23 protein-coding genes and 2 pseudogenes are annotated in these 25,964 nt (G+C 40.0%); 6 read left to right on the top strand and 19 right to left on the bottom strand.

The genetic code is table 11. The features are described from left to right. Positions 1-107: 107 nt before the first annotated feature. The 6 genes from MHB82_RS31130 to MHB82_RS31105 all read right to left on the bottom strand — a co-directional run bounded on the left by MHB82_RS31130 (position 108) and on the right by MHB82_RS31105 (position 4,448). Positions 108-305 (bottom strand): hypothetical protein, encoded by a 198-nt coding sequence (locus MHB82_RS31130; RefSeq protein WP_341176962.1) that lies wholly within the window; start codon positions 303-305, stop codon positions 108-110. A 95-nt stretch (positions 306-400) separates the two neighbouring features. Next, positions 401-694, bottom strand: a complete 294-nt coding sequence (locus tag MHB82_RS31125) for a hypothetical protein (protein ID WP_341176961.1) — start codon at positions 692-694, stop codon at positions 401-403. A gap of 85 nt (positions 695-779) precedes the next feature. Beyond that, entirely contained in the window at positions 780-1,475 is a 696-nt protein-coding gene (locus MHB82_RS31120; RefSeq protein ID WP_341176960.1) for a metallophosphoesterase family protein, read from the bottom strand. Positions 1,476-1,557: 82 nt separating this feature from the next. Further along, positions 1,558-1,767: a hypothetical protein gene (locus MHB82_RS31115; protein WP_341176959.1), complete on the bottom strand. Its 210-nt coding sequence runs from the start codon at positions 1,765-1,767 to the stop codon at positions 1,558-1,560. A gap of 895 nt (positions 1,768-2,662) precedes the next feature. Next, positions 2,663-3,184 carry a Ger(x)C family spore germination C-terminal domain-containing protein gene (locus MHB82_RS31110; protein WP_341177133.1) on the bottom strand — a complete coding sequence of 174 codons (522 nt, stop codon included), beginning with the start codon at positions 3,182-3,184 and terminating at the stop codon, positions 2,663-2,665. 952 nt (positions 3,185-4,136) lie between these two features. Continuing rightward, complete coding sequence (locus MHB82_RS31105; protein WP_341176958.1) at positions 4,137-4,448, bottom strand: hypothetical protein; 312 nt, start codon at positions 4,446-4,448, stop codon at positions 4,137-4,139. Between the two features lie 345 nt (positions 4,449-4,793). On the opposite strand from MHB82_RS31105, the gene MHB82_RS31100 reads away from it, so the two are divergent. The 3 genes and pseudogenes from MHB82_RS31100 to MHB82_RS31090 all read left to right on the top strand — a co-directional run. Then, positions 4,794-5,888: a hypothetical protein gene (locus MHB82_RS31100; RefSeq protein WP_341176957.1), complete on the top strand. Its 1,095-nt coding sequence runs from the start codon at positions 4,794-4,796 to the stop codon at positions 5,886-5,888. Between the two features lie 91 nt (positions 5,889-5,979). Then, on the top strand, positions 5,980-7,080 hold the full coding sequence (locus tag MHB82_RS31095; protein WP_341176956.1) for a hypothetical protein: 1,101 nt from the start codon (positions 5,980-5,982) through the stop codon (positions 7,078-7,080). A 62-nt stretch (positions 7,081-7,142) separates the two neighbouring features. Then, positions 7,143-7,408, top strand: a pseudogene (locus tag MHB82_RS31090) (M24 family metallopeptidase); the annotation flags it as partial. A gap of 354 nt (positions 7,409-7,762) precedes the next feature. Here MHB82_RS31090 and MHB82_RS31085 read toward each other — a convergent pair. The 8 genes from MHB82_RS31085 to MHB82_RS31050 all read right to left on the bottom strand — a co-directional run bounded on the left by MHB82_RS31085 (position 7,763) and on the right by MHB82_RS31050 (position 18,448). Further along, positions 7,763-8,500 carry an MBL fold metallo-hydrolase gene (locus MHB82_RS31085; protein ID WP_341176955.1) on the bottom strand — a complete coding sequence of 246 codons (738 nt, stop codon included), beginning with the start codon at positions 8,498-8,500 and terminating at the stop codon, positions 7,763-7,765. 438 nt (positions 8,501-8,938) lie between these two features. Next, positions 8,939-9,640 carry a formylglycine-generating enzyme family protein gene (locus MHB82_RS31080; protein ID WP_445671293.1) on the bottom strand — a complete coding sequence of 234 codons (702 nt, stop codon included), beginning with the start codon at positions 9,638-9,640 and terminating at the stop codon, positions 8,939-8,941. 391 nt (positions 9,641-10,031) lie between these two features. Continuing rightward, positions 10,032-10,862, bottom strand: a complete 831-nt coding sequence (locus MHB82_RS31075) for an AraC family transcriptional regulator (RefSeq protein WP_341176953.1) — start codon at positions 10,860-10,862, stop codon at positions 10,032-10,034. Positions 10,863-11,089: 227 nt separating this feature from the next. Beyond that, complete coding sequence (locus MHB82_RS31070; protein ID WP_341176952.1) at positions 11,090-11,590, bottom strand: PTS sugar transporter subunit IIA; 501 nt, start codon at positions 11,588-11,590, stop codon at positions 11,090-11,092. A gap of 12 nt (positions 11,591-11,602) precedes the next feature. After that, a complete protein-coding gene (locus tag MHB82_RS31065; RefSeq protein WP_341176951.1) occupies positions 11,603-12,976 on the bottom strand; it encodes a glycoside hydrolase family 32 protein in 1,374 nt (457 codons plus the stop codon). Between the two features lie 2 nt (positions 12,977-12,978). Then, positions 12,979-15,222, bottom strand: a complete 2,244-nt coding sequence (gene bglX / locus MHB82_RS31060) for a beta-glucosidase BglX (RefSeq protein WP_341176950.1) — start codon at positions 15,220-15,222, stop codon at positions 12,979-12,981. A 20-nt stretch (positions 15,223-15,242) separates the two neighbouring features. Further along, the gene (locus MHB82_RS31055) at positions 15,243-16,649 is read right to left on the bottom strand and encodes a sucrose-specific PTS transporter subunit IIBC (RefSeq protein WP_341176949.1); all 1,407 of its coding nucleotides are present in this window, start codon (positions 16,647-16,649) and stop codon (positions 15,243-15,245) included. Positions 16,650-17,209: 560 nt separating this feature from the next. Next, positions 17,210-18,448, bottom strand: a complete 1,239-nt coding sequence (locus MHB82_RS31050; RefSeq protein WP_445671283.1) for a DUF418 domain-containing protein — start codon at positions 18,446-18,448, stop codon at positions 17,210-17,212. Positions 18,449-18,606: 158 nt separating this feature from the next. Between MHB82_RS31050 and MHB82_RS31045 the strand changes: the two are divergent. Continuing rightward, positions 18,607-19,334, top strand: a pseudogene (locus MHB82_RS31045) (response regulator transcription factor). Beyond that, positions 19,331-21,094: a sensor histidine kinase gene (locus MHB82_RS31040; RefSeq protein WP_341176947.1), complete on the top strand. Its 1,764-nt coding sequence runs from the start codon at positions 19,331-19,333 to the stop codon at positions 21,092-21,094. Before MHB82_RS31045 ends, MHB82_RS31040 begins: the two are co-directional and overlap by 4 nt. Before the next feature lie 228 nt (positions 21,095-21,322). Here MHB82_RS31040 and MHB82_RS31035 read toward each other — a convergent pair whose 3' ends face one another. From MHB82_RS31035 to MHB82_RS31015, 5 genes are all read right to left on the bottom strand, one after another. Further along, entirely contained in the window at positions 21,323-21,685 is a 363-nt protein-coding gene (locus tag MHB82_RS31035) for a hypothetical protein (protein ID WP_341176946.1), read from the bottom strand. Positions 21,686-21,807: 122 nt separating this feature from the next. After that, complete coding sequence (locus tag MHB82_RS31030; RefSeq protein ID WP_341176945.1) at positions 21,808-22,143, bottom strand: hypothetical protein; 336 nt, start codon at positions 22,141-22,143, stop codon at positions 21,808-21,810. A gap of 261 nt (positions 22,144-22,404) precedes the next feature. Then, positions 22,405-22,728 (bottom strand): hypothetical protein, encoded by a 324-nt coding sequence (locus tag MHB82_RS31025; protein ID WP_341176944.1) that lies wholly within the window; start codon positions 22,726-22,728, stop codon positions 22,405-22,407. 31 nt (positions 22,729-22,759) lie between these two features. Further along, positions 22,760-23,182 carry a 3-hydroxyacyl-ACP dehydratase FabZ gene (gene fabZ / locus MHB82_RS31020; protein WP_341176943.1) on the bottom strand — a complete coding sequence of 141 codons (423 nt, stop codon included), beginning with the start codon at positions 23,180-23,182 and terminating at the stop codon, positions 22,760-22,762. 305 nt (positions 23,183-23,487) lie between these two features. Then, positions 23,488-24,312 (bottom strand): NAD(P)H-binding protein, encoded by an 825-nt coding sequence (locus MHB82_RS31015; RefSeq protein ID WP_341176942.1) that lies wholly within the window; start codon positions 24,310-24,312, stop codon positions 23,488-23,490. Positions 24,313-24,482: 170 nt separating this feature from the next. On the opposite strand from MHB82_RS31015, the gene MHB82_RS31010 reads away from it, so the two are divergent. After that, a complete protein-coding gene (locus MHB82_RS31010) occupies positions 24,483-25,307 on the top strand; it encodes a MerR family transcriptional regulator (protein WP_341176941.1) in 825 nt (274 codons plus the stop codon). The last annotated feature ends 657 nt before the right edge of the window (positions 25,308-25,964 follow it).

The raw sequence follows: 25,964 nt of genomic DNA, 5'->3' as shown, positions 1-25,964 counted from the left end.
CAAATCAATCTAAATAACAACTATGTAATAAACGTAACTTTTTTCCACTATATCGTCCAACTAGTACTATTGGAGAATAAAGATTTTGAAAGCAGTCTTACTATCGACTATTCTCTCCAAAAAACCTTCTTCATGGCTATCTTGAAATCTTTGGGGTAGTACTTTATCATCGTTGCAAAGTTAAAAGCTATAGATGCTCCTAATAGCAAAGTGGCAACACTGTCTCCATAAAAAATAAGATTAAGAACGAGCATTACAAGTGATCCCACCCCTACAGAGAAAGACACCATAAAATGCCTATCCATAGTAACGCTTCCTCCTTTAAACCCTGTACAAACAATTGTTATGATAGTGAATACAAAATTTTAATAAAAACAGGATTATGTAATTTCATTAGATCTTAGTTGTCATTTAAGTCACGGTCATAGGCCCCAGCCAAAGTAACTCCTACAATTTGTACTTGTTCACAATCCTTAAATTCCGCTTGTGAGTCAATAAGGCCTGAGACGACATGAACTGCTCTTTCTGTGAGTTCATCCTTACTTAATATTTCATTTGAACCAATACGAACATTTCTATTGATATAATCATCGTGATTATCCTGGCGAGTATATATGTTTACCACAACATGATACGAAAACCTCTGATTATTACTGAACTTTTTCACGATATCTGTCATTGGGGAATATTTCATTGTTTCCTCCTTAAATTACATGCGCTGTTTGTACTATTTCCTATATAGAGCGATTTCTCGATCTATTTCATCTAATTTTGTTCATTTAGTTGATCCTTATCATATCTGTATACAACAATCGCTGTTTATTCGGCAATTCAAAGTCATGATGAAAATGCCCAAAGTACCACTTTTTGTAATCTAATTTCTGCTCCATTTCCTCGAAGTATGAATGCATTTCATCCGCCTCCATGTGGATGTTACGTTGAGCTTTAATATACTCTAATGCTTTGGTCGAACAGGTATGGGTGATCATGTAATCTACTTTCCAATCAGCCTTCTCTAGATTGCTCAAACCTTCTATGTATTCCTCTGGTGAAGGCATTTCACGACGCCACCAGGACTTCCCTTCTTTTCGGTATTCCTTATCATGAGAAGCTGCGCCACCAAATGTAAAAAACGATTGGCCATCAATGTTATATACTTGTCCTCGCATCAAATGGATAACGCTATTGTTTATCCTATGTATCTTTCCACCATTCCAAATCTCAACGGGGTACTGTTCAATCAAATCGAAGTTCTCATGATTTCCATCTACAAATAGAGTGGTGAACGACTTGGTTTTGTCCAGCCACTTAAGCCAATATCGATCCTCATTACTACCATCCCATATCAATCCAAAGTCTCCAGCAATGATGACGTAATCTTCTTTGGTCAGGTGTTTTTGTTCTGGAAAGTTTCTTCTATTTAGCCGTTTATTAACGCTCGTTGTTCCATGAATATCTCCCGTAATATAAATCATGCACTCACTCCGATGAATTTAAGTCTATAAGTTATCCATTGTTATCATTATAAAGGTAAAATTTCACAACGTCATTATTTGATTACACAAAAGGCAACAACTTTGCAATGACACCAATCATCATAAATACAACACCTGTACTTATAGCGATAGCAGTGTTAGATTGTGTATTCTCTATATCGCTTTTGAAACCTGGAAGACGTTTTAATAAACGTGACAATGGAGAATTTGGTTTTTTGTAATCGTACAATGTGAGAGCAATGAGTAAGGCACCCAATATAATCATGGTCATTTTGTCCTCTCCTTTCCTAAGTTAATACGTTTTTATACGCCAAAAAGTTCCATTTATTAGAAGTTATTTCGAACTCTACTATCAGTGTTTATGATTTAGTGGATTTCTTCTTTTTGAAACCCTAAACAGTCCGTTACCCCTTCATTTACTTCCCCGATCGTTCCTCCGTTGGAAGCAATAAAGTGGCATCTGGATTGTAAATTATGATTGATCTAAAAGCCACAATGGGCAGCTCGCGCAAAAACTCCTTTATACTTTTCAATTAATCCCCCGCTAGCATGGCTGAATTAGTAAAAAAACTATATAGTATTTTAGAAAAATTTGTCTTCGTTTATGTTTGTATTATGAAATTATCCAGTAGGAGGGTTGCCATTTTAATTGGTGAAAGCCTTATATTCCAACTGACATGGCCTATCAGTATAACAATAAGGAAAGATGCTGACCCATTAGTCTTATTCTTCTCTTTCACGTTTATTTGAATCTAATTCGAGCTTTTATGCCGATATTTATATTATCCTACCCATCTCTGCATAGATAATTTGGCTTATCTGCTTTGGTTATTTCACAATTTTGTTGAGGGAAGTAGTTCGAGTAGCCTTTTGAGTTACAATTAAAAGCTGTCTATAAGGAATGGATAGAATTTCATTTAATTTTCTAATTATAATTCAATTATAATACTGTAGTAATTAGAGCTCTCAAAAGTTAACTAGGGCTATAGGGTGGATTATAATTATCTCGTTACGAGGAATAAATGGCTGCAATAGAATTCTCTTCAGCTATACGCGATGAATGATTTCATGTTACCCAATTGCAAAGATACCTTTATGCGTTGTGGTGGATTTCAATTATATAGGTTGGCTGATTGAACCATAGAAACTCTCGGAGTTATTTTGTGCTACGACAAACGTATCTCGAGTTTGATCTTAACATCATAAGTTATCGGGACTTCACTAAATCTCTTATCCCAATCAGGTTTGAATTTTCTCCATACTTTTGGGTGTTTAATACGCAGTTGTTCGCCAAAATCGCCAACATCAACTTTGTATTTATGTTGTATTTTATCTAGAAACTGTTTCACCTGCTGTTCTGCGATTTTTTTAAATTCGTCCTCTAATTCAGAAAGGTACTCCTCAGTACCTTTTACTTCGGGTACGGTCCAATCTTCCATCAACCAGCCTTTTGAATCCACTTTGACATGAAACGAGATATCGTCTCCTCGGATGGTAGGGATAATTTTACCTTTGGTATTGGTATGTTTAATCTCATACGTAATAGTTCTTCCCAATTGCTTTCTATCTGTTTTTAATACACCCCCTCTTGGCTTTTTCTGAAGCCAGGATAGTTCTTCAAGATCTGTTTGGCTTAAAGTCCAATAAGACGTTTTGTCTTCGCGTGAAAGATCCCGGCACCTGAGAATCTATGTTCTCCTTTAAATGAAAGGACATTCTGAAGAAGGAAGCTTTGACCAGACTCCTCTCGAGTTTTCACCTCGGCCGCCACCATGTTTCCGCTAGAGGAGCTTCTTCCTGCCTCGCACTGCCACTACCTTGTCCTAACCCTTCCATCGTATTTTTGGTCGGACGTTTAGATTCACCTGTGAAGTTTACGTATTTTAGCGGATTATTCTCCACATACGTATAATGGTTCAGACTTAGTGGATTTGTAAATTCTCCCTCGAACGAATCTCGCTGATAAAGCGTCCAACACTCGGATCATACCAGCGAGCCCGCAAAAACGTGTAGTCCAGCTTAGTTTTGTAACTCGGAATGTTTTCGGGTTTGATTTTATCGTTTTTATAATATGTTTTAAAATATCGAATAAAGTTATACAGTAACCCAAATAAACCTTATAAAGAACGCGGAGATAAAAGAAAAAAAGATTGTATACATTGCTACGTATTGTTCCCTCCTATTTAGAACATACAAAGCGACTATAAACGGTAGAAGTGTTAATAAAAGATACATGATGGTATGTAGCTTTGGCGGTCCCTCAAAAACAATGAATCCCTCTCCAGTAGTTAACAGAAGAGTAATGAAAAAATTAAAAAACACTAATCCACCGCAAATACCCAATATAGCAGCACCAATAAGTAAAACAATCCGAAAAATGATATTCAACTCCTTTCTATATTAAAAATCGGATTATTTTATAGAAAAATTAATGAATTATTCGAGAATGAAACTAAAATGCCGTTTCCCTTTAAGATAAAGGTCGTACCCTTAAGCTGTCTTTATGTATGGATTACAATTCGCTTTTGGGCAATTTAAATCGTTCTAAATTAGTGTAAGGATTCGAAATATTATCTCCAACCTCAATAATTGTCTCTAGAATTTCATTCAGAATTGCTATGTCGTCAATATCATCTTCTTTTACAGACTCTTAATTCTTATATAACAATCCTTTAAACCAAGATTAACAACTATAGAGAGTATAATGTCTACATCTTCATAAGACTTCGTATTCCATAACCTGCTCAGTGTGAAATCTACATCGTTTCTTGTTTTGTCCTCTATCAACTCATAAGTCATCAATTGTCGATCTGTCAATTCGGTGAGGATCAACAAAAATTCCTCTTTATCCATACGCTTACTTTTAAAATCTAATAGCACATTTCTAAATAAAGATAATAATACTTCTGTAGTTAATCTATCAGGTAATTTCTTAATATCTTTAATATTCATTTAATCCAATCTCCTCTTAAAAGGTTTTTATTGAAATGATTCACTATGTTTCCCATCAGCATTTTCTCATTTCTCAACTTTATGAAAATTTTATTGGAGACTCGGGCCAAGGACTAGTTTGTTTTGTTCATTAATATTCTTTACATCCCTTGAACGTTAAAAAATTCTGTGATCAGAATAAATGTTTTATTATAACCGATTTGTAAATTCATGTTTGCGAATCGAAGATTTGCACATGTATTGCTGATATTTAATGCTAAAGTTGTATATTAATAATAATACTATAATGGTAAAATAATCCTTTGTGTTGTTGGTATTATACTATCCATATTGGGAGAGAAACAATTGAAACTATTGAATTCAAACAAAACTTCTTTAGAAAAAGGAATTCGTTACATCGCACCTGTGACCGTAATGCTGCTGGCTCTTTTGGGAGGATGTGATGCTCCTCCAGCCACAAATGTATCGGAAACAAACAATATAACGAGTGAGCAGGCGGATGATATCCATTTGTTTTCTGATGACCGTAAAGTTAGTGTCACTGTACCGGCAGATTGGACGACTTTTTCCAGTGACAAAATCCCTGCTCTCTTGAGCGTCGTAAATAAGCAAGGGGATTATAATTTTGTCGTACAACGCAACAGCCAAGTTGATATGGTTTCTGAGATCACTTTGAAAGAGTATGCGTTAGTTGCCCCAAACGGCATCTCTTTTGGTAATGAGGTTATGCTAGACGCTAAAGATTCAAATACGACAACTACCATAGACTCAGAAGAATCCTATATGAGCGAAGGATCAATGAATTACGATGGTATGGCTACCAATTACATAAGTGCTTCATTCAAAAAAGAAGATCATTATTATCGTGCCCTTTTAATCATCCAACATGAGTTAACCGAAGAGGATCGGGTTCTGTTCCAACAATTAGCCTCTTCCCTCCATGTCGTCGATAATCAATTGAAATCAGATCGTATCGCTTCTCATTCATCGACCCAAGTGGTAAAAGATATTGATAAAGAAGTTGAATTACAGATTCCCTCCAGTTGGATTACAAAATTCAAACAAAATAAAGAAACAAACATTAAAGCGGCAGATCCGACAGGTAATGAACTTGTAACACTAACCAGATATAGAAAATCAGATTTCGGTGACTCATCTCCCCCTCTTGATTTTATGGCAGATGCCCATATCGAATATATATCGAAAAATTTCAAAGATGTTAAGCAATTGAATTCAAATGAGGAAGAAATAGACGGTAGAAACGTGATTCAGTACGAATTTGTGGCCACAGTTGGGAAAAGCAATCTAGGTTTTCTGGTTTCCGTTTTCGATTACCCTGAAAACTTTACAATTATTGAATTTATTGCTCCCGCCAGCACTTTTGAACAAACCAAAGAGGCTTACCGAAATCATATCAAAAGTTATCACGAGAACCCTTAAATGTCTGATTAATTTACCTGAACTAGCATATAAGCTAAAATACCAAACAATTATTGTGAAAATACATACGTTGTCTGAGGAGCGTTGTAGTTTGATATCCACCAATAAAATCATACAAGTTACCTTAGTCACTGGCATCATTGTGGCAATTGCAGGTTGTACCACCAGCAACACCAATGTGGAGAACTCATTTATTGAAAACAAAGAGCTTGAAATTCCAATGCAAGAAACCAATCCGAATCGTCAAACCATCTACTCCAAACAAAAGGAAGTTCAAGTCACGCTTCCTAGTGAATGGAAAACAGGGGATGAACCTAATTCAATCTCACTCGTTCATGCAGTTTCATCAGATGGGAGTAAAACCTTAAATATGAGTCGATATAAACGCAGTGATCTAGCTTCAAAAATAAACCTTACAGATTATATTGGAATACAACAAGAAATTAAAAATACTAGTACCGATTCACCTAAGAAAAAGGAACGATTGCTCCGGACAAGTGAAGTAACCATTGATGGATACACTTCTTATGTAAAAGAAACAGAAATGGATTACGATTCAAGTCAAATCGGATACATCACTGCTTACTTCGAAAGCAAACACCACTTTTACACTATTTCATTAGAATCGAATGGTGGGCTGACGGAAGAGGATCGGATTCTCTTTGAAGAAACTGCAAAGCATGTTCGTATATATCATGATGAACCAACAGATACTCTTACAGTTGAATCTACATTGGAACTGATAGATCATTCACTGAATGAATCTGCTTCCCAAATCAGTCTCCCATCCAGTTGGACAGTTGATCCACAATATTCGAAAGAGCAGGAATTCAAATTTTCCGGTTTTCTCAATACCTTCGATAACGAATCTGTAATGATTGCTCGCTATCCCAAATCTTTTGGAACAACATTAACTAAATTTTATTCTTCTATGGTTAAGAGCAGTATAGAGCCTTACAGCTTAAAACCTCTTCCTGCTCCTGCCTCTGTAGAGATCAATGGTTTTAAAGGGTTTCAGCTGGAAAACTATTCGGAAGTTACCAAGCTGAAAATTGGAGAACTATACACATTCTTGGATACTCCAAAGGATTTCGTAATTATCATTTTCACTTCGAAAGCCAGCCGTTTTGAGCGAGTGAAGCCTGATTACATAAAGTACACACAGACTTATCGAGAAATGCCATTAAAATAAAAACAGAGATCTGCCTGATTTAGGCCAGATCTCTGTTTGTTTAATCACTATATAGACCTTAACCTAGCAACAAGCCACTTGAGGAGGGTGATATCCTAACGATCGACACAGTCGCTGAGCTCGATGGTTGGCTTGGTGATTCTACCTGGGACTATGCGGTCGGTCAGATCTCACCAACGGCAGAGAAGTTGATGCGAGTCACGAAGGAATGTCTTGACCTCGGGATCGTTCAGGCGCAGCCCGGCAATCGGCTCGGCGATGTGACGAGCACGATTCACCGGTATGCGGAATCACACGTTTCGGCGTCGTGCGCGACCTTCTCGCTCACGATAGACCAAAAAACGGTAAGCTAATCATACATACATAGAACAATCCGGTTGTCAAAATACTGTCAATCCCACCCTCAGTTTACGGTTCAGCGATAATCAGGATGGTGTACAAGATAGCTCCTATTGCTGCGGTAAATACCAAGATAAATCGTCCTAGTTGTTGTAATCCTGGGTTAGTACTATTCAAATAATGTACCTACCTTTTTTATTTAGTTGAGATTCGATATGAATGAAATTTCAACGTTATTGGGCTATCCTGCCTGTTAGTTAACAAAGAAAAGTTAAAGGTCTGGTAGACTTTCAGTCTTATTATTAATGAATTAGTATTTTTCAGTAACCTAACGGGGTTCAGATTATGAAGTATACTTATGGATTAGTTGACAGAGCGCTTGCTTTGCATCACCATGAAACAACCCACCATGATAGCAAATCAGCTGTTCAATGTCATATTCGGACACTCGCTGTATGGAACGGACTGCTTCTTCAAGATCCAGTGTGTATTGGGGATTGGCTATCGCGAGCTCGCTATTCTCAATAACCACAGCATCTGCTGCGATTAATGTTTTGCTTGCGGAAATATACAATGAAATATGACCTGGCATATGACCAGGTGTATGGATAACCTCTATCCCACCACACCAAGGTAGCCATTCCTTATGAGATACTGACTGATCAACGGCAATTGGCTCAAATGACTGTAAGAAGTCAATAAATTGTTCTGCAAAGGGCTTTTCTTCCTCCGGTAATGCACTAAACGTTGATTCTGCCTGTTCAAGTCGCAATGACTTTTTATTTCCTTCAATGTACGGCACTTCGAGCTCGTGGGCAACAATCTTGATGTGTGGATATGTGCGCTTCAGAGCAGCAAGCGAACCAATGTGGTCCATATCGTGATGCGTAACAATCAGTTTAGTTATTGAACTGAGAGTAAGGTTGTGCTGGCTTACCTCTTTGTCAAGGAGATGTATAAAATCAGGATAACCACAGTCGATGAGAATCATATCAATCTCATCTTGAAGAATAACTGGGGTAAAGACCTGTTGTTGACCATTTTGCTCAATTTTGATCTCGATTAGATGAAGACTAGCCATATGTATACCTCCTACTTAAACAACCATTGGTTTAAAATATTTTAAATCACTTGTTACATTCAGAAAAGATTATGGTGTGAACTAATGTTGAAAAATTCACGGACGATAATGATAGATGCATACCGCAAGACGGTAGAAGTTCTTGTTCTTGCCTCGGGGACGACGAACTTGTGACGTACGCTCCTTCAATAAGCACGAATACAACAACATGAGCATTCTATATTATTTGCCCAACCTTTTGCACCGATTCTAATATGTCTTCTCTTTTTTCTATCACTTGTACATGTACTCGGTTTGTCATGTCTAATATATATTAGCGACTTAATTTCACTACCCTGTCTATTAGCATATGGTTCTAATGTATAAATTTCATATAAACTATTTAGAACGTATAAAATAAATAGATGGACTTCACAGCAATTTTAGTCAATTAAGTTCTCAAAGTTTTGTAAGTGCTATTCTAAAACCAAGATCATCTATTTTGAAATCGGGCATGCTTTTCCGTCTACTCGTAGAACCACAGTTGTTCTTCATTTCTGCCCAGCTCCCTCCTCGGAAAACTCTATAATTCCCATATCGCTCCGGATCATATAGGTCCCAGCACCATTCCCAAACGTTTCCGATCATATCGAATATCCCCCATGGATTAGGTAGTAGTTGTCCTACTTCATGAACTGATCCATTAGAGTTCTTTTGATACCATGCAATTTGATCAATTTTTGCATAACGATATCCCATGGTTCCTGCTTTGCACGTATATTGCCACTCAGCGTCAGTTAGTAATCGAAAGCCATTCGCTGTTTTGTTATATGTTGTCTTCTCACTTTCATTCGTGATTGTATAGCATTCAGTCCTACCAAGCATTCTAGATAATTTATTACAAAAAATAATTGAATCTATCCATGAAACTTCCGTCATAGGCAAGTGATCTACACTCATCTTTACTTCTTCATGCATGACTGAATGATACAACTGCTGTGTTACCGGATACTTCATTACATGGAAAGGTTCGATCATTTCAGTCCATGTAATCGCCTTCTTAACACTTCCAGGGTTCGATAAAGTGTAATCAGAACTAAGCCATTTGTCCATATTGATATAATCACGTAATTCAATAGTTCCTCCCTTTATGGACACCATCAAATGAATTAATTCTTTTACAAATCGCTCTCTGTCATTTTCATACTTTGGAATTTTCACATTTCCCACCTCTCCATATCTTGTAGACGTACTTAATTAGCTGATGAACTCCCACTCTTGGCTCATCTTTAAGTCCCTCCAGAAAGATGATTTTGTATCTGCTTTACATAAACATTCTCCTATGCTACTTCACTATCCTGCTCAATTAGGAGCATTAACTTGATTCATCATGCCCATCATTGAATGGGATTGTAATTCAGATTAGGATCGCAAAGATATTCCTCATTTTAATTTGATTACAGAATTAGAGTGCATCTACTATCTCAACTAAGTTCATTTTTAATAATGAACAAAAAAAGACTGAAAAGGATATTTACATCCTCGCAGTCCCTCACATTTGTACTTCACTTGATTTTTTGTACTCATAAGGTGTTTTCCCCATTACTTCCTTAAATGCTTTTCTAAAGGACTTCACGTTAGGGAACCCAGTTTCATACGAAATCTCCGTAAGCGATTTATTCGTTGAATCCAGCAATTCGATTGCCATTTCCAGGCAAAGGATCTGCTTGTACTCTGTAAATGTTTGTCCTGTGTACTCATGAAACATCCGGGACAGATAAGCTTCAGAATAACCGCATACTCGGGCTGTTTCAGCCAAACTGATATTTTCCGTATAGTGCTCTTTTATATAATCCAAAATGGTCTGAATTCTTTGCTGTCTCGCACTGTTAGTCGCAGATGGGCTCTGAGCAACTTGGCCAAAATGGTGCACCAGTCTATATTTCAATTCGATGACCCTGCTCTGTGCAAGAATATAGTCGTAGGTACCTGTAGATACGTGCAGATTGTATATTTCCATCAGTAAGTTTCTGAGATTAGACAGGATCTCCTCATCCATACGTTCCTCCGATGTGTTCAACTGGATGACGACCTGTTCATTAGCAAAAAAGGATTCCGTAAAGTGTAGTACAAGAACACGATTCTCTGTCAGGCTTTGAGTCGAGTGAGGAATATTAGTATTGATAAACAGCAAATCTTGGTCCATCAGTGTGATTACCTTCCCGTCATGCCATACCCGCAAGCTTCCGCTAATACAATAAATGAGTTCCATATTGCTGTGAAAATGCATCGGAATAACTCTTTCCGTATCATTAGCTTGGAAAATAAAAAGGTTAATTAACTTTTTGCGATCTATTTCAATATGTTCATACATTTTTTTCATGATGTCACTCCGTTAACAAGGCCATAAACCATTAACTCACGTGTTTTATTAAGTCGATAACCCGCTTCTTTTACCTATACTATACCGACAGTAAATCACGCAAACAAGTGATTTTCGAATTAAGATACTAAAAAAAGAAGGCAGATCATCCACGGAGGGATCACTGCCTTCTCTAGAGTACGTGTACCCTTACAGAAATTCGTCAAAGTACAGGGCGTGTCTCATTATCATTTCAAATGCACTGTCATGACCGGATCATCAGAGCCTTTTGGCTGTTGAAGGTCATGTATTTCTACTCGGTCCACAGGATCCAGCCCATCTGGAACAATGACTGGACTGATTACGGAAAGGCCTGCTGCTTGAATCGAGGCAATATCGAATTCGAGGAGCAGCTGACCCTTGCTCACCTTTGTGCCATTCTTTACATGAAGTGTAAATCCATTTCCTTTGAGCGAAACAGTTTCAATACCCACGTGGATGAGAACCTGAATACCGCTTTTGTGCTCGATGATGACAGCATGCTTGCTCTTGTCCATGATATGAGCAATTTTACCGTCAAAGGGAGCGTAGACACTTCCCTCATCGGGGTTAATTGCCACCCCTTCGCCCATGTGGCCTCCCGCAAAAGCGGGATCAGGAACTTGGCTTAACGCTATAACTTCGCCGGGAATTGGAGCTATAATATCCAGCGAATTCAGTGTCTTTTTGTTTTTCCCCCATTGAAACATGTGAATTCCCTCCTAATCTATACTTTTTTGCAATGAATATATGCTAAAGGCTCCTTCAATACCCGCCGATTCAAGCCGAACACTCCGCTCTTGGATATCCTCCAAGAAGTAGCGTAAAGAGAATACTTCTTCCCCTTGATTCACAAAGATCTCTATACTGGAGCTTTCGATGAACATGTGCAATTCTGCGAGTGGATGACGGAGCACAGTTCTCCGGTGCTCTTTCTCGTTCGTCAACCAGTTCGTTCGCCATACCGTTAGATGATTATGTTCGTGATCGAATTCGATTTGAACATCATTTCTGATCACAATCCGGAAGCTTTCTTGTAGCTTGGTAAACTGCATGAGCACTTCTGCTGCAAGAGAAGGTAGGTTCCATTGACCGCTGTTGCGAATTTCGCCATGTTCTTCATGTTGTCTCAACAGTTGCAACTCGTGCATGGGCTTCTGGTATAGCACGCCATCCTCCAGAGTCAGCTCTCTTGGAATCGTTAATGTATGAACCCATCCTTCCTTTATCGTTGGAACAGCTTGCTCTATTTCTCCAGTCATCGCGCTCATCCAACCAAACATGATGATTCGATTATTCGTCTTAAACGACTGAGGAGCATAAAAATCAAATCCATGATCAAGTTCTTTAAATTCAGACAGATTACCGAGAAACTTCCCTGTCTCTGATATAAGGCCGACAATATAACCAGATTGATTGGGGTTTCTATACTTGTCCCCTTCCGCCTCCAACCCTTGAGGAGAGAAAACAAAAACATCTTGTTCCGGAAACTGCATCACATCTGGACATTCCCACATATATCCGAAAGCTCGTTCCTGTTCAAAGAAGGATCCCTGACTCGACCAGTGGATCAGATCTCCGGATGTATAGATAAGCGCATCTCCTGTAAGATCTTCCCGCTGCGCGCCTACGATGAGCCACCATGTCCCATGACTATCTTGCCAAACTTTTGGATCTCGAACATGTCTCGTATAGCCAGCAGGGTGCTCAAACAATGGACCTAGCTTTCGGAACTCCTCCCCATCTTCAGAAACCGCAATACATTGATAACTCGCTCTACTTCCATCGTCCCGGATCACATTACCTGTATAGAACAAGTATAGTTTTCCGTCATGAACAATACTTCCGCCAGAATAAATGCCGTCTTTGTCATACGGTTCCGAAGGTACTAATGCCACATTTTTTCTGCTCCAGTTTACTAGGTCCGTAGACACCACATGTCCCCAGCTTTTGTTTTTGTGTTCTGTGCCATAAGGATTCCATTGATAAAAAACATGATAGTGCCCTTGGAAATAAACAAGCCCGTTTGGATCATTTAGCAAGCCATGTGGCGGCGTAATATGATATTTCAGCGTATAAGTTTCACTTTTGGTCATGATCATAATTGCTCTTCACGGTGGAAAGAAAAGCTGAAGGTCAGCGGAGTATCTTGTGAACTTGTACCGATGTACACATCAAAATCTCCTGGCTCACTTTGATACTTCATATGGCTTCCAACAAATCTGAGCATCTCTTCACGAATGGAGAACTGGACCGTTCCCGTTTCACCGCTCTGTAAGAAAATTTGCCGGAAGTCGGTCAGCATTTTCACCGGTCTCGTTACACTAGCAAATCGATCGCGCATGTACAGTTGTATCGTCTCTTTTCCGTCGAACTTTCCTGTATTGGACACAGACACCTCAATATCGACAGACTCCTCAGTGCCCATTTCTTCTCGGCTGACGGAAACCAAGCTACAGTCAAATGTAGAATAGGATTTTCCATACCCAAATGGATAGAGCGGTTTGTTTACTTCATCGATATACCTCGTTGCAAAACGGTAAGAGCCGTTCTCCGGTAAATCTGGACGTCCTGTATTGAGCTCATTGTAGTAAACCGGAATTTGTCCGACACTGCGAGGGAAGGTCATTGCGAGCTTCCCGGATGGATTGACTACCCCGTATAGGATATTCGCCAATGCATCCCCGCCCATCGTTCCTGGATACCAAGCTTGAATGAGAGCATCGGATTGTTCGGTAACTTCAGTCAAAATCAATGGACGTCCGCTGTACACGATGACCACAAGCCGTTTACCCAACTGCTTTAATTCACGGAGTAGCTTCAGCTGAGGCTCGGGTAATGTCGGGTTCGTGCGTGAACCGCCCTCCCCGCTCTGATAAATACTTTCTCCCAAAGCGAGAATAACAACATCTGCTTCCTTAGCGTTTTGGATTGCTTCCTGCAGTAAAGCTTCCTCACTACCTGCTTCAACAGGTAGTTTGTCTACATACTTACCAAGGGCTTCTCGTGCATGGTCAGGTATGAGGTATGAGCCCCGGCATACAGACAGTTGTTCTGCATCCATATGTTTTAACAGTCCCGTTTTTAAATTAACGGTATCGGCTTCGTCTCCCTTGATTGCCCACATACCCAAGGTAGAGTTTTCTTCTGAGTAAGGCCCTATTAAAGCGATTTTAGTCTGTTCTGATAATGGCAGCAGATTCTTTTCGTTTTTCAACAAAACGATGGATTCTTCTGCCAACGATTGTGCAGCCTTTTTATGTGCATCTGAAAGAATACGGGTTGCTTGCTCCTGACGAGTCTTCAATCCACGGAACGGGTCCTCAAACAGTCCAAGATCACTTTTCAGCTTCAACACACGGTAGACAGCGTCGTTTAGAAGCTGCTCTAAATGTTCGTTACCTGAGATTACGTTCTCCAGCTGGTTGGCATATACGGCTGTCTTCATATCGATATCAACCCCTGCCGCCAGAGCTAGTTTGGCGGCTTCAGTTGCGTTTTCCGCGTAACCGTGCATGATTAACTCTTCGACCGCCGCGTAATCGGAGATCAAGACCCCATCAAATTTCATTTCCTCTCTGAGTAGATCACGGTTCAGCCATTCGTTTCCTGTGGCGGGAATACCATTTAGTGTATTAAACGCAGTCATGACAAGCTTGGCTCCTGCATCAATTGCAGCTTGATATCCTGGTAGATAATATTCGCGCAGCATATGTTCGGACATGTCTACGGCGTTATATTCTCTTCCGGCTATAGGTGCACCGTACGCAGCAAAATGCTTAACACAAGCAGCAATTTTATCGGAAGGAATGCTTTCAGCTTCTTGTCCCTGAATTCCGTAGACCATGCTTTCAGCATATTTTTTGGCTAGTAACGTATCCTCACCCGGTGATTCCATCACCCGTCCCCAGCGGGGATCTCTGACAACATCCACCATAGGAGAAAAGGTTACGTGAATACCTTCGTCATAGCACTCTCGAGCTGAGATTGAAGCTGCTTGCTCAATCGCCTCAAAGTTCCAGCTGCATGTTTGAGCAAGCGGAATCGGAAAGATGGTGCGGAATCCGTAGATGATATCTGCCATAAACAACAGCGGAATTTTATGATTGGATTTTTCTAAATAATCTGTTTGCAGCCGGATAATTTTATCTGCATCTGTCACGTTGAGAATGGAACCTGTATTGTACACATTATAATTAGGATGTAGTCCCAATTTTTTTAGTGGTCCTGTTACAACGGTTTCTAGATCTCCTTCAAAGAAATCACCCGTTAGTTGAACAAGTTGGCCAATTTTTTCTTCAATGGTAAGACGGTTCAACTTTTCTAGCAGTTTGTTATGCATGGTTCTCTCCACCTGTTTCTTTATTTAAGTTTAGCTGCCTCTTTAAAACCAAACATCCAAGTAAGGGCGAATGCGACTCCGAATCCAATAACGCAAGTTGCAATGTACGGAATAATCTGTGAGTTCAAGTACAACAGCATTCCCGGAATAACGGTGATCGACATGCCTGTTGCCTGAACATCAAGGATCCGTGCAAAGAATCCGGCGAATGCACCACCGATTAATCCCATTAAGAATGGCTTGCCGTAACGTATATTCACACCGAAAATAGCAGGTTCCGTAATCCCCAGTAGTGCGGACAGGGAAGAAGGATAGGCAACGGACTTAATCTTGTTGCTTTTAGCTTTCAGACCGACAGCTAGTGCCGCTCCAGCTTGTGCGGCAATTGACCCGGAACTAATCGCATTGACCATATTCCAGCCACTGTCACTCAACATTTGAATCTCAATTAGGTTCAAAGCATGATGCAAACCGGTTACTACGATAAATTGATTTATACCGCCGTAGATAAATCCACCGATTCCAAACGGTAGCTGCAGAATCCACGTAACTGCTGACAAAATCAACACTTCAACTTCATGGAACACAGGACCAATTACGAACAAGCCCAGCAATAGAGAAACGAGTAAAGTTAAGAACGGAGTTAAGATCAAATCCAGCGCTTCAGGAACGATTTTACGAATTCTCTTCTCCAATAGTGCTCCGACTATTCCGATGATAAACGCTGGTAGCACGGATCCCTGATAACCAGCTACTTTAATAAATCCAAGGAACATTAGTGGATCCTGAACCCCTTGGGCGACATCCCAGGAAGTTGGTAGAGAAGGGTGAACAAGCATCAAACCAAGCAAAATTCCGAGTAACGGTGATCCCCCGAATACCCGGAACGTCGACCAGCAAACCAGTACAGGCAAGAAAGCAAAAGCAGTGTCTGTCAAAATTTGCGTGAACATTAAGAAATTGTCCGAAATGCTCTCTGGCGTAAGTCCAAACCATTCGAGGATAGCTGGCTGGGTGATTAAGCCACGGACACCCATGAACAATCCCGTTGCTACCAACGCTGGGATAATCGGTACAAAAACATCTCCGAAAATCCGAATCATGCGTTTGAAGAAATTATCATCTTGTTCAGAGGCTTTTTCTTTCAGATCCGCTTTGGAAGTTGATGAAACATCCTGGCCAATCATGGCTTCGTACACCCTGTTAACGGTACCGGTTCCAAATATGATTTGATATTGCCCTGAAGTGAAGAATACACCTTTAGCCTTGTCTACGTTTTCAATAAACTCATCATCAATGATGTCCCGATCTTTGACGATCAGTCTGAGACGCGTGGCACAATGTGCCATTGAAATGATATTTTCTTTCCCACCAAGCCCTTTAATTACATCCTGGGCAATTTTTGCGTACTCCTTATCAGCACCCATCTGTCTCTTCCTTTCGACTCTTAAGTATTTTCCTGCTTCTAAGCATAACAAGATGGCGCTTACAAACAGCGGTATTATTTTACGTGATTAAGGTCATTTTTTTACCTTTTGCCCGCCTTTCCCAAAATGCAACGGACCAAAAACCAATATATATAAAAAGATTCCAAATATATCAAAAGAGTATATTCAAGTTACTTCACCTCATTTATATACTTTACATCCTAATGCTTTCTAAACAGATTAACATGGATACGTGTTGATAACCACGCGGAGGACGTGCTCCAATATGCAATATGTAAGACCGTCGTATTAGTGTAATACAAAATTAGAACTATTGATCTGTGGATCAATGTAAAAAGGCACATGCTTCAATTGATGTGTAAACGTAAGAAAAGGAGCTCTCCTAGATGGGAGGCTCCTTTTTACTTTTTTGAAATTGTAAATCACAGAGCTTATCGACGATGAAACGATCGTATGAGCCATACTAGATACCCTTACTCATAATGATAATTCGCGCAGTATAGCCTCTCTTCTCTATCGTCCGGCGAACAAGAACTAGGCTAGACTGAGCTTGTCTTACTTACCATCGAAGTCCGAGAATTTCGTTTTTTCTGTTGTCCTCTCCAGGACAAGTAAGTCCAGATACGCAGTATGTATTCAACGGGTCCAAACCGAAACCTTTTCAAATAAATTGGACTAAGCCATAACTGAATGCAATATACAGCAATTGCAATAAGCGCACCGATGAACACACCGGCATGGCCAAACAGACCGAGGCCGTATCCGTAGAAAATTGACGTACACATTACACTTTGCATTAGGTAATTCGTCAGCGAAAGACGGCCAACCGCCTCAAATCTTGCCAGTAAATTAGCACGCCGGCTTCCCGCATAGAGGAGTGCAAATGCGTAAATGTAGCCCAGGGCAAGCACCATACCTCCGAGTGTTGATCCAATACCGGTTCCGGCCCAACTTTCTGCACCCATTTCCGGGGCTAATACGCCGTATGCTTTAAGTAACATTCCCACCGGAATCAGGAACGCAGTGCGGCGATAATATGTACGTCTCATTGCTTGAGGATCGTCAAACGTTCCGATTCTGGCGGAACGCATACCGAGCAGAAACATCGGCAACGTGATCAGCGGGGCTAACACGATGGCAAGCAAGATAAAGTTCGTATCCAATTCACCAAACGGATCGGCATTGTTGCGAAAATCCTTGATCTCCGTATAGCTGCCATTGCCATATACGTCCTGGCTTTGCACAATGTAGTTGATCATCTCTGGAGACGTGGCAGACAGCAGGTCTGACGGGTCTGCTGCCGGGAGACCAAGTAGCCCCGCACCAGTAAGTAATATGATTGCCCATATCAATAGTGTTTTGGGCTTCCGGTTTAGGAACAGTAACAGGAAGAAACCAGTTATGCCATAAAAGGTCAAGATGTCCCCTTCCCACAGAAAAGTCGAATGCAACAACCCGATAATGAATAGGAGCAGAAACCGGCGGGCCAGATGGCACTTCGGCCGTAGTTCCCGTGTTTTCAAGCTATCCGCTAGCTTAATCATCCCAAATCCGAACATAAATGCGAAGATTGGCATGAAGCTACCCACCACCGTGATATGCAGGAATGAATGAACAGCCAGGTCAGCCCCCTTAATTCCAAATAGGTACGGTTCGCTCTCGCCGAACAGACCGTATTGGAAAATCAATATATTCGCTAGTACAATCCCCACCAAGCTGAATCCACGCAGTCCATCGATTAATTGAACGCGCTTTTTATGTATACTCAATTCAATCACCTCTGTTTATAGCATAGCGGTCCATCCTAAATGAGCGCTAAAGCCTTTCTTAACGTTTCCTTAACGCAGTAATGAAAACAAGCTACTTCCTTTAAGCATCGTTAAGGTTTCTCTGGTACAATGACTAATGCAATATGAAGACAAGGAGGAAATTCCCAATGAACTCTGCAAAAATTCTAATTGTGGACGACGAAAAAGCCATTGTGCAGATGATTGAGTTCGTACTGCGCAAGGAAGGCTTCGAGTATATCTATACAGCAGACAATGCGGAAGAAGGAATGCGGCTTCTACTGGAATATGGCGCTGACATTATCCTGCTCGACGTCATGCTTCCTGACCGCACTGGGTTTGAGCTTGGACCGAGATTCGGGCACAATCCGACGCACATCTGATCTATTTGACGGCTCGAGCGTCAGATCTGGATAGATTGACGGGTTTTGCTGTAGGCGGGGACGATTATGTTACCAAGCCGTTTAATCCCCTGGAAATCGCTGCCCGAATTAAAGCGCGATTGAGACGAGGGATTGCCGAAACAACCGTCCAATCCGTAGTCACGCCCAACGTGGATCCTCGTCAGCGGTATGATTTTGGAGGTTTCGTTCTTGATGAACGGGCTGGTGAGCTGCTTGTTGGCGATCGAAACATGCCCTGCCCTGCTCAAGCATACCAACTGCTGCTGTTCCTGTGCCGCAATCCAAACATCGTTTTCTCCAAAGCTCAACTATACGAATCCGTCTGGGGTTTTGACGGACTCGGTGACGATAATACGGTTATGGTCCATGTCCGCAAAATACGTGAACGCATTGAGCCAGATCCGAGCTCGCCACGTTATCTGCTGACCATTCGGGGTCTTGGGTACAAGCTTGTAAAGGGCGAAAACGCATGAAAAAGCAGGCAATAAGGAAACGTAGCCGCATTGCGAGGCGATTGGGATTACATTTTACGGTTCAGTTCTTCACCATTTGGCTGTTGGTGCTAGCCATTGTATTGATTTCTATATTTACCATTATGTATTACATTGGTAACGAACAGCTGAAGACTGATATACCATCAGAAGTGCTGGATTCGTTGTCGATTGAGACCATAATCGAAGACGAAAGCGTGGAGATTCCTTCTTTCTGGCCGGGCCAACTGGAGCAAAAGGGGTATTGGCTCCAGATCATCAACGAAAGCGGCCGGGAAGTGTATAGTCTAAATGTTCCTGAGGACGTGCCGAATCAGTATTCTGCTACTGATCTGCTACGTATTAGTGATACAAGAAAGCTGAATGAATACCAGGTCTCAACACTATACGAAGAGATTCTGGGTGACCGAAATCTCTATCTGCTTGGGTGGAAAGATGTGGACGGTACAAGGCTTGAAGAGTGGTACAAACTGTATTCTGAAAATGGACGGGTACCTAGATCTGCCGCTAGCACATTAGATAATAAAGCGAAATCAATCGGTGTTTCACTTGTTGTTCTGAACGAGAACGGCCGTATTGTACAGAGTTTCGGACTTCCTTCAGACCACGAGGCATACGGGGCACTCGCTCTGATTGAAGTGAGCCAGCAACCAGCTAAATCGAAGATTCAGGTTTCCTATCATTACGATCCTTCTTCCCAATATACATGGCTGATTGAACGACCCCGAGAGGATGCCGAATCAACAAATCAGCCGATTTTACGTACGATGCTGATTGTTATGATTATCATCGGCTTATCCATCTTTCTGTTGTCTCTTGGTCTTGCCATTTGGCACGGCTACCGGTACGGTGGTCCCCTACTTCTGTTCATGAGGGGGTTCGAGCGAATGGGTCGGGGCGAGTATGAACAGGTCTTTATCGAGAAAGAACGTATGAAAATTTACGACAAAAAAGGCCGCTTTCGTGCCCGATATAAGTTGTATCATGAGGTGATTGCGGGTTTCTCCGATATGGCAGATAAATTAGCTCTTGCCCGTAATGAGCGCCTGCGCCTCGAACAATCTCGTGAAGAATGGATGACCGGCATTTCCCACGATCTGCGTACACCACTCACAACCGTGCAGGGTTACGGTCATCTTTTAGAGAGTGGACAGTTCAGCTGGAGTGAGGATGAACTGAGAAAGGTCGGAGGCACAATCCGCGAAAAGAGTACATATATGTTGGAACTATTACAGGACTTTTCACTTACGTTCGAACTGAAAAATCATACACCTGGCGAGAAGCTGGAGCCGCTGGAACTCAATGAATTCGTCCGCCGTGCCGTTCTTCGCTATGTTAATGATGTGACGATACAAAACGTAATTTTTGATTTCGAAGAAAGTCCAACTTCTCTTCGAATTCTTGCGAATCCAAAGTGGTTTCAACGATTGCTCGACAACCTGATTTCCAACGCTGTGAAGCATAATCCGCCAGGAACAGAAATCACACTGAGCATTATGCGCGAAGGGAACCTTGCCGTCATTACGGTCCGTGATAATGGTGTAGGTATGGATACTGAGACACAATCCCGCCTCTTCAATCGTTATTACAGAGGAACCAATACCGACGCGGGAGTGGATGGAGTTGGGCTCGGCATGAGCATCGCTTACGCAGTGGTGGCCGCGCACAATGGCTCAATTACGGTGGAGTCCAGTATCAATCAAGGTACAATGATTAACATGAGCTTTCCTTTGGAATCGTAAATATGCCATGTTGTTCGAATGATAAGACAGTAAAACTTAAGAAGTTAAAAAAATTCCCTGGAACGCTATAAACTAACTGGAGCTACACTGATGAGTAGGAGGACGTTTCCGAGTCCTCCTTCTTATTTTCTTGATTTATTGAGTCTCTCACTAACTACCATTATGATTATTCCAATTTTGGGCTAAAATCTTAATCACTCCTGGCGCGTTAGTTCGCAGACTTAATAGTTAAAACCAGGCAGGATGGTCTTCTTTGGTAATAACACCGTCCATGGGGAATATCATTTCTAATAATTGACCATCATTGGCGTCAAGAGTAACCAGCACCCCATCTATATGGACATACCAAGTTCTATTACCAGCGATTTTGTTCCAAAACGTATCTTTATTTAACCAACTATTTTCTGTATCTTTTTTTGTGTCATATGACAAATGCATCTCAAGGTTCACTGTATCAAGATAGATTTTTGCATTGGATATGGCTTGCTGTTCTGTGAGAATAGGTTTTTGATATTGGTATGAACCATAAGCTATTATTGTCATCATCAAAAAAATGATTGAAACTCTAAATAACTTTTTCGTTACAATCACCTCATCCTCGGCCCTCTACTTTTTCGACATTGCGTCTACATTAGTTAAGAAGTAGCGTCGTCGTGTCCCGTTATTGAACATGGATCTAGATACGGCTCATCATTAACCAGTATTAACTCAAGTTATAATGGATCTGTTGCCCACAGGATTCCTATATGTATATTGTCCATTGCAACTATTCCCGTATCAAACGTATGCCAATGTGAGTTATTTATCGTTGTCCAAGAGTAGAGCTTAAAGTAACCATAAGCTGAATCGAAATTTGCGTTTGTATAGAAAGAAGCTTCTTTATGAAATTGATTTAGGAAATATTCACTTAATTCATTTGCCATCGGTTTCGTCTTCAAATCAATATCATGAGTCATGTTTTTCGAAAGAATATATATTAAAACTTTTTTAGCATATTCTTTATCAACCATTCTCCAGTTTCCCTCAATCTTATCTGCATTATGGCCCATTTGCTTCAGGAGTGCCTCCAATATACTTCCTTTCTCAATATTACTTTTTAATTTTATACCATATGTAACTTCACCTGAATTCCTCTATGCTAATAAACTCTCGAACTGATCATCATTTTGTATCATATCCCTCCCGTTACCTCCTTCTTTGTAAACTCTAGTTAAAAAATACTTCTCCTTCAACTAAGCTGTCCTAAGTTGAACATAAGCAGCCAATTGTATTGATGCTGCGTCTTTGTTGGACTATCGATTCCCGTTAGTTTAATAATCCATCCACGTGTTTCTCAGCCGCCGAATGAATACCTCAGGTTCATTCGGATCAAATACCTCTATCCCGTCATCTGTAATAAGCTGTCTTTTAATCAAATCGTCAATAAGCTGATCAGTTACATCGAGATAGTCGTTCACCACATTTTCTTCTTCAATAAAACTAATTTGATCGCCTATATTACACAAAAGGTACCAGGTCGTCATGGCTGCTGTTACGGGATTTCCGGTCAATTCCCTTGCTTTACTTGCTGGGAGATGGGCAAAGCTTATTATTTCTCCTTTGCTTTTATTCAATAAGACGTATCCTTGTCCCATACAAAATGTCTCCTCATTCTCTTTCAGTTTCCTAACTAAATGCAAACATTATTTCTGCTTCACAAACCAATTCATTGTTTACCATTGCAATGCCTGCTCCTTTGACAATCTGTCCCTTGATTCGGGTCACTTCGAATTCAAGATGGAGTTGATCCCCTGGTGTTACTTGCTTTTTGAACCGACAGTGATCAATACCAGTCAGTAACCCTATCTTATGTTTATTGCTTTCTACATTGGACATAGCGATGCCACCCACCTGTGCCAGTGCTTCTACAATTAAGACTCCCGGCATGACAGGATGAGCGGAAAAGTGACCAAGGAAATAAGGTTCGTTAAAAGTCACATTTTTGATTCCAACCACTTTCTTCCCCTCAACAATTTCTAAGATTCGATCGACCAAGAGTAAGGGATATCTATGGGGAATAAGCTCTTTAATATGGTTAACATCAAGCATGGATTTCCTCCTCTAATAGTGGCATATAACCATTCTAACGTTATTTGGATAAATAATCCATTGCTACACTAACCTCCTCTTTTAGTTGAATAAAAGCAGACGATCATATGGATCAGCTGCTTTCTTGTTGTTATACAGCTAACGTTTCCCGTTAGCTTAAAGAAAAAGGAGCAGCTGCCAATCGGCCAACTGCTCCTTACTTTTTTTGAACTGACGTTTCGGTTAGTTGAACGTGTAATACCATATTTATGCCAAGGATATCTTAGAAACTAAACTACCTTCCATTCAAAACTACAGCTTAAAATTTAATTAAAGTAGTGTTTATTTTCAGTAACCCATTGGACGAATGTTCTTGCAGGTTTTCCTGTTACTTGTTCTACTGTCGGCAAAACGGTATATGCGTTTTCAGGTGGATTCTTTGCCATTCCTATCAGAAAGTATTCTATGAATTCATCATCATAACCTTGATTTTTGGAATTTTGTCTTACTTGTTCCTCAGTCAGTTCTACAAGTTCAATCGGCTTGCCAATAATTTCAGAAATCTGTGTAATCATACTCTTGTTAGTTAGCGATTGTGGGCCAGTTAAAGTATATATCTTTTCATGATGACCTTCTTCGGTGAGTGCTTCAACTGCAACAGCGGCAATGTCTGCTTCGTGAATTCTTACGCTCATTGCATCAGGGAATCCCGTTCTTACAATCCCTTCTTTTTGAATGGTTTCTGCCCAAAAATACAGTGCGTTCTTCATAAATTCTGCCGGCCTTAAGATTGTCCAGTCCATTCCGCTCTCTTGAATGATGCTCTCGATTGGGTTTCCTTCATAATCCATCAACGCTACAATCTTTTTAACGTTTGCCTCTTTTGCCATTCGAATAATTCTTTGATTTGCCAAAAATCTAGTCTCTGTTTGTTCGCTCTGTGTAATTAAAAATAGACGATCGACAGTTTGGAGATGCACTTGCAGGGTATCGGGATTATTTAAGTCTCCTACAACAATTTGAGCTTCAGGTGGAAAACTTGTGTTTTTGAGGTTACGAGACAAGCCCCTTACCTCAACGCCTTTTGAAATAAGTTGTTCTACAATATGTCCGCCTACTGTTCCTGTTGCCCCTGTAACTAGCACTTTCATTGCTTATATCCTCCCGAAATGAAATTATTTAAGCATTTTTTAATTGCCAAGTAACCTTCTTCGTAATATCCACTAAAATACGATTAGATACTACTCATGTTCTACTGCTATTTGAAGTTTACTTGGTTATAATAAAGTGTGGTGTAACACTATAGTCAAGGAGAGAATTTATGGAGCATAATTTTCAAACTCAATTAACTTCAGGACAATTTGCGAAATTGATGGGTATAAGCAAGGATACTTTATTTCACTATGATCGACTTGGAATTCTTTCTCCTGAAGTTAAAGCTGAAAATGGGTATAGATATTATTCAATTAATCAAATGGATGTTTATAAAGTGATTTCAATACTTAAAGAACTAGAAATGCCGTTAAAAGAGATAAAAGAATATTTAAATAAAAGATCTCCTCGTGAGCTCATTGTCCTACTTGATAAAGAAGAGGCAGTGCTGAATGCAAAAATTAAACGTCTTCAAAAAATGAAAAGTATACTATCAGAGAAAAGACGAATTACGAAAGCAGCAACTGAGGTTAATCCGAGTGAAATTAATATGGAGGAAAAAATCGAGGAGTTTTTGGTAATAACTGAGGCCAATACTTATACAAATGATAAAAGCATTTACGATTCTATGATAAGACACGAAAAACACTTGAAGTTTTATAGCATTGATGCCTCTCACACGGTAGGCTGGATGAGACATACAAAAAGAGTTTTAGCAAATGAAACGTTCAATTATGATTATCTCTATACAAGGGTCAGTGAACAATCCAATCATTCAAATTTCAAGCGAGAAAAAGGAATATATTTAACCGCGTATCATACAGAAGGGTACACGAGCGTAAGTGACACTTATGATCGAATAATTAAATATGTTAATGATAGGAAAATAGAAATAAAGGGATTTTTTTATGAAGATGTTTTGCTAGATGAACTTTCAGTTAAAGGTTATGAGGAGTATTTAATTGAGATCTCTGTTCGAATTTCAAACGTGTAATCAGAAAACTAATCTCATATTATACTGACCGTAAATTCAACTAACCTGCCCGTTAGTTGAATAAAAAGCAGCCGACCAATTTGATCAGCTGCTTCTTGTAACTTTTTAGTTGTTGATTCCCGTTAGCTTAACAAAAAGGACTAACTGCGAATTGCAATGTGCTCCATAATGTATAAATTTACGTTTCGCGGGCCTTAACGATAGTTTCTTTTCTCGTACAGGGACTAATTCTTATCTACATCTACATAAAGTGATTCCATAACATTTCTCTAATCTACCGACAGAACGTTACCCATTGATAATAAAAAGTCTATTATGAACCATACTCCAAAACCAATATAAATCACGGAAATAGAAGTAATTATCTTGTTAAAACCCTTATTAATAACAACAGCGAATATGTAGAGTGAAATTGAAACGAGTAGAGGATTTTTCCAGTACCCCATACCCATGGAATATTTGTATAGAAAGTAAACAGTCGATATTAGCCAGAGTACTAGTGAGATGTTAAAAATAGCCTTTTTAGTTTTCATCAAATTTACCCTTCTGATTGTTTATTCTATAAATGATGTTAACATATCTGGCGTACGTCATTATATGTTAAATATTGGTATTGGGATGAAAGTCATAACTGTTCGATATTTTGTCTGTTTCCCT

It is taken from the genome of Paenibacillus sp. FSL K6-2862, from assembly GCF_038005125.1.
In the GTDB taxonomy this organism is placed as follows: Bacteria; Bacillota; Bacilli; order Paenibacillales; family Paenibacillaceae; genus Paenibacillus; species Paenibacillus illinoisensis_A.
This window is presented reverse-complemented; position numbering and strand designations above follow the sequence as displayed.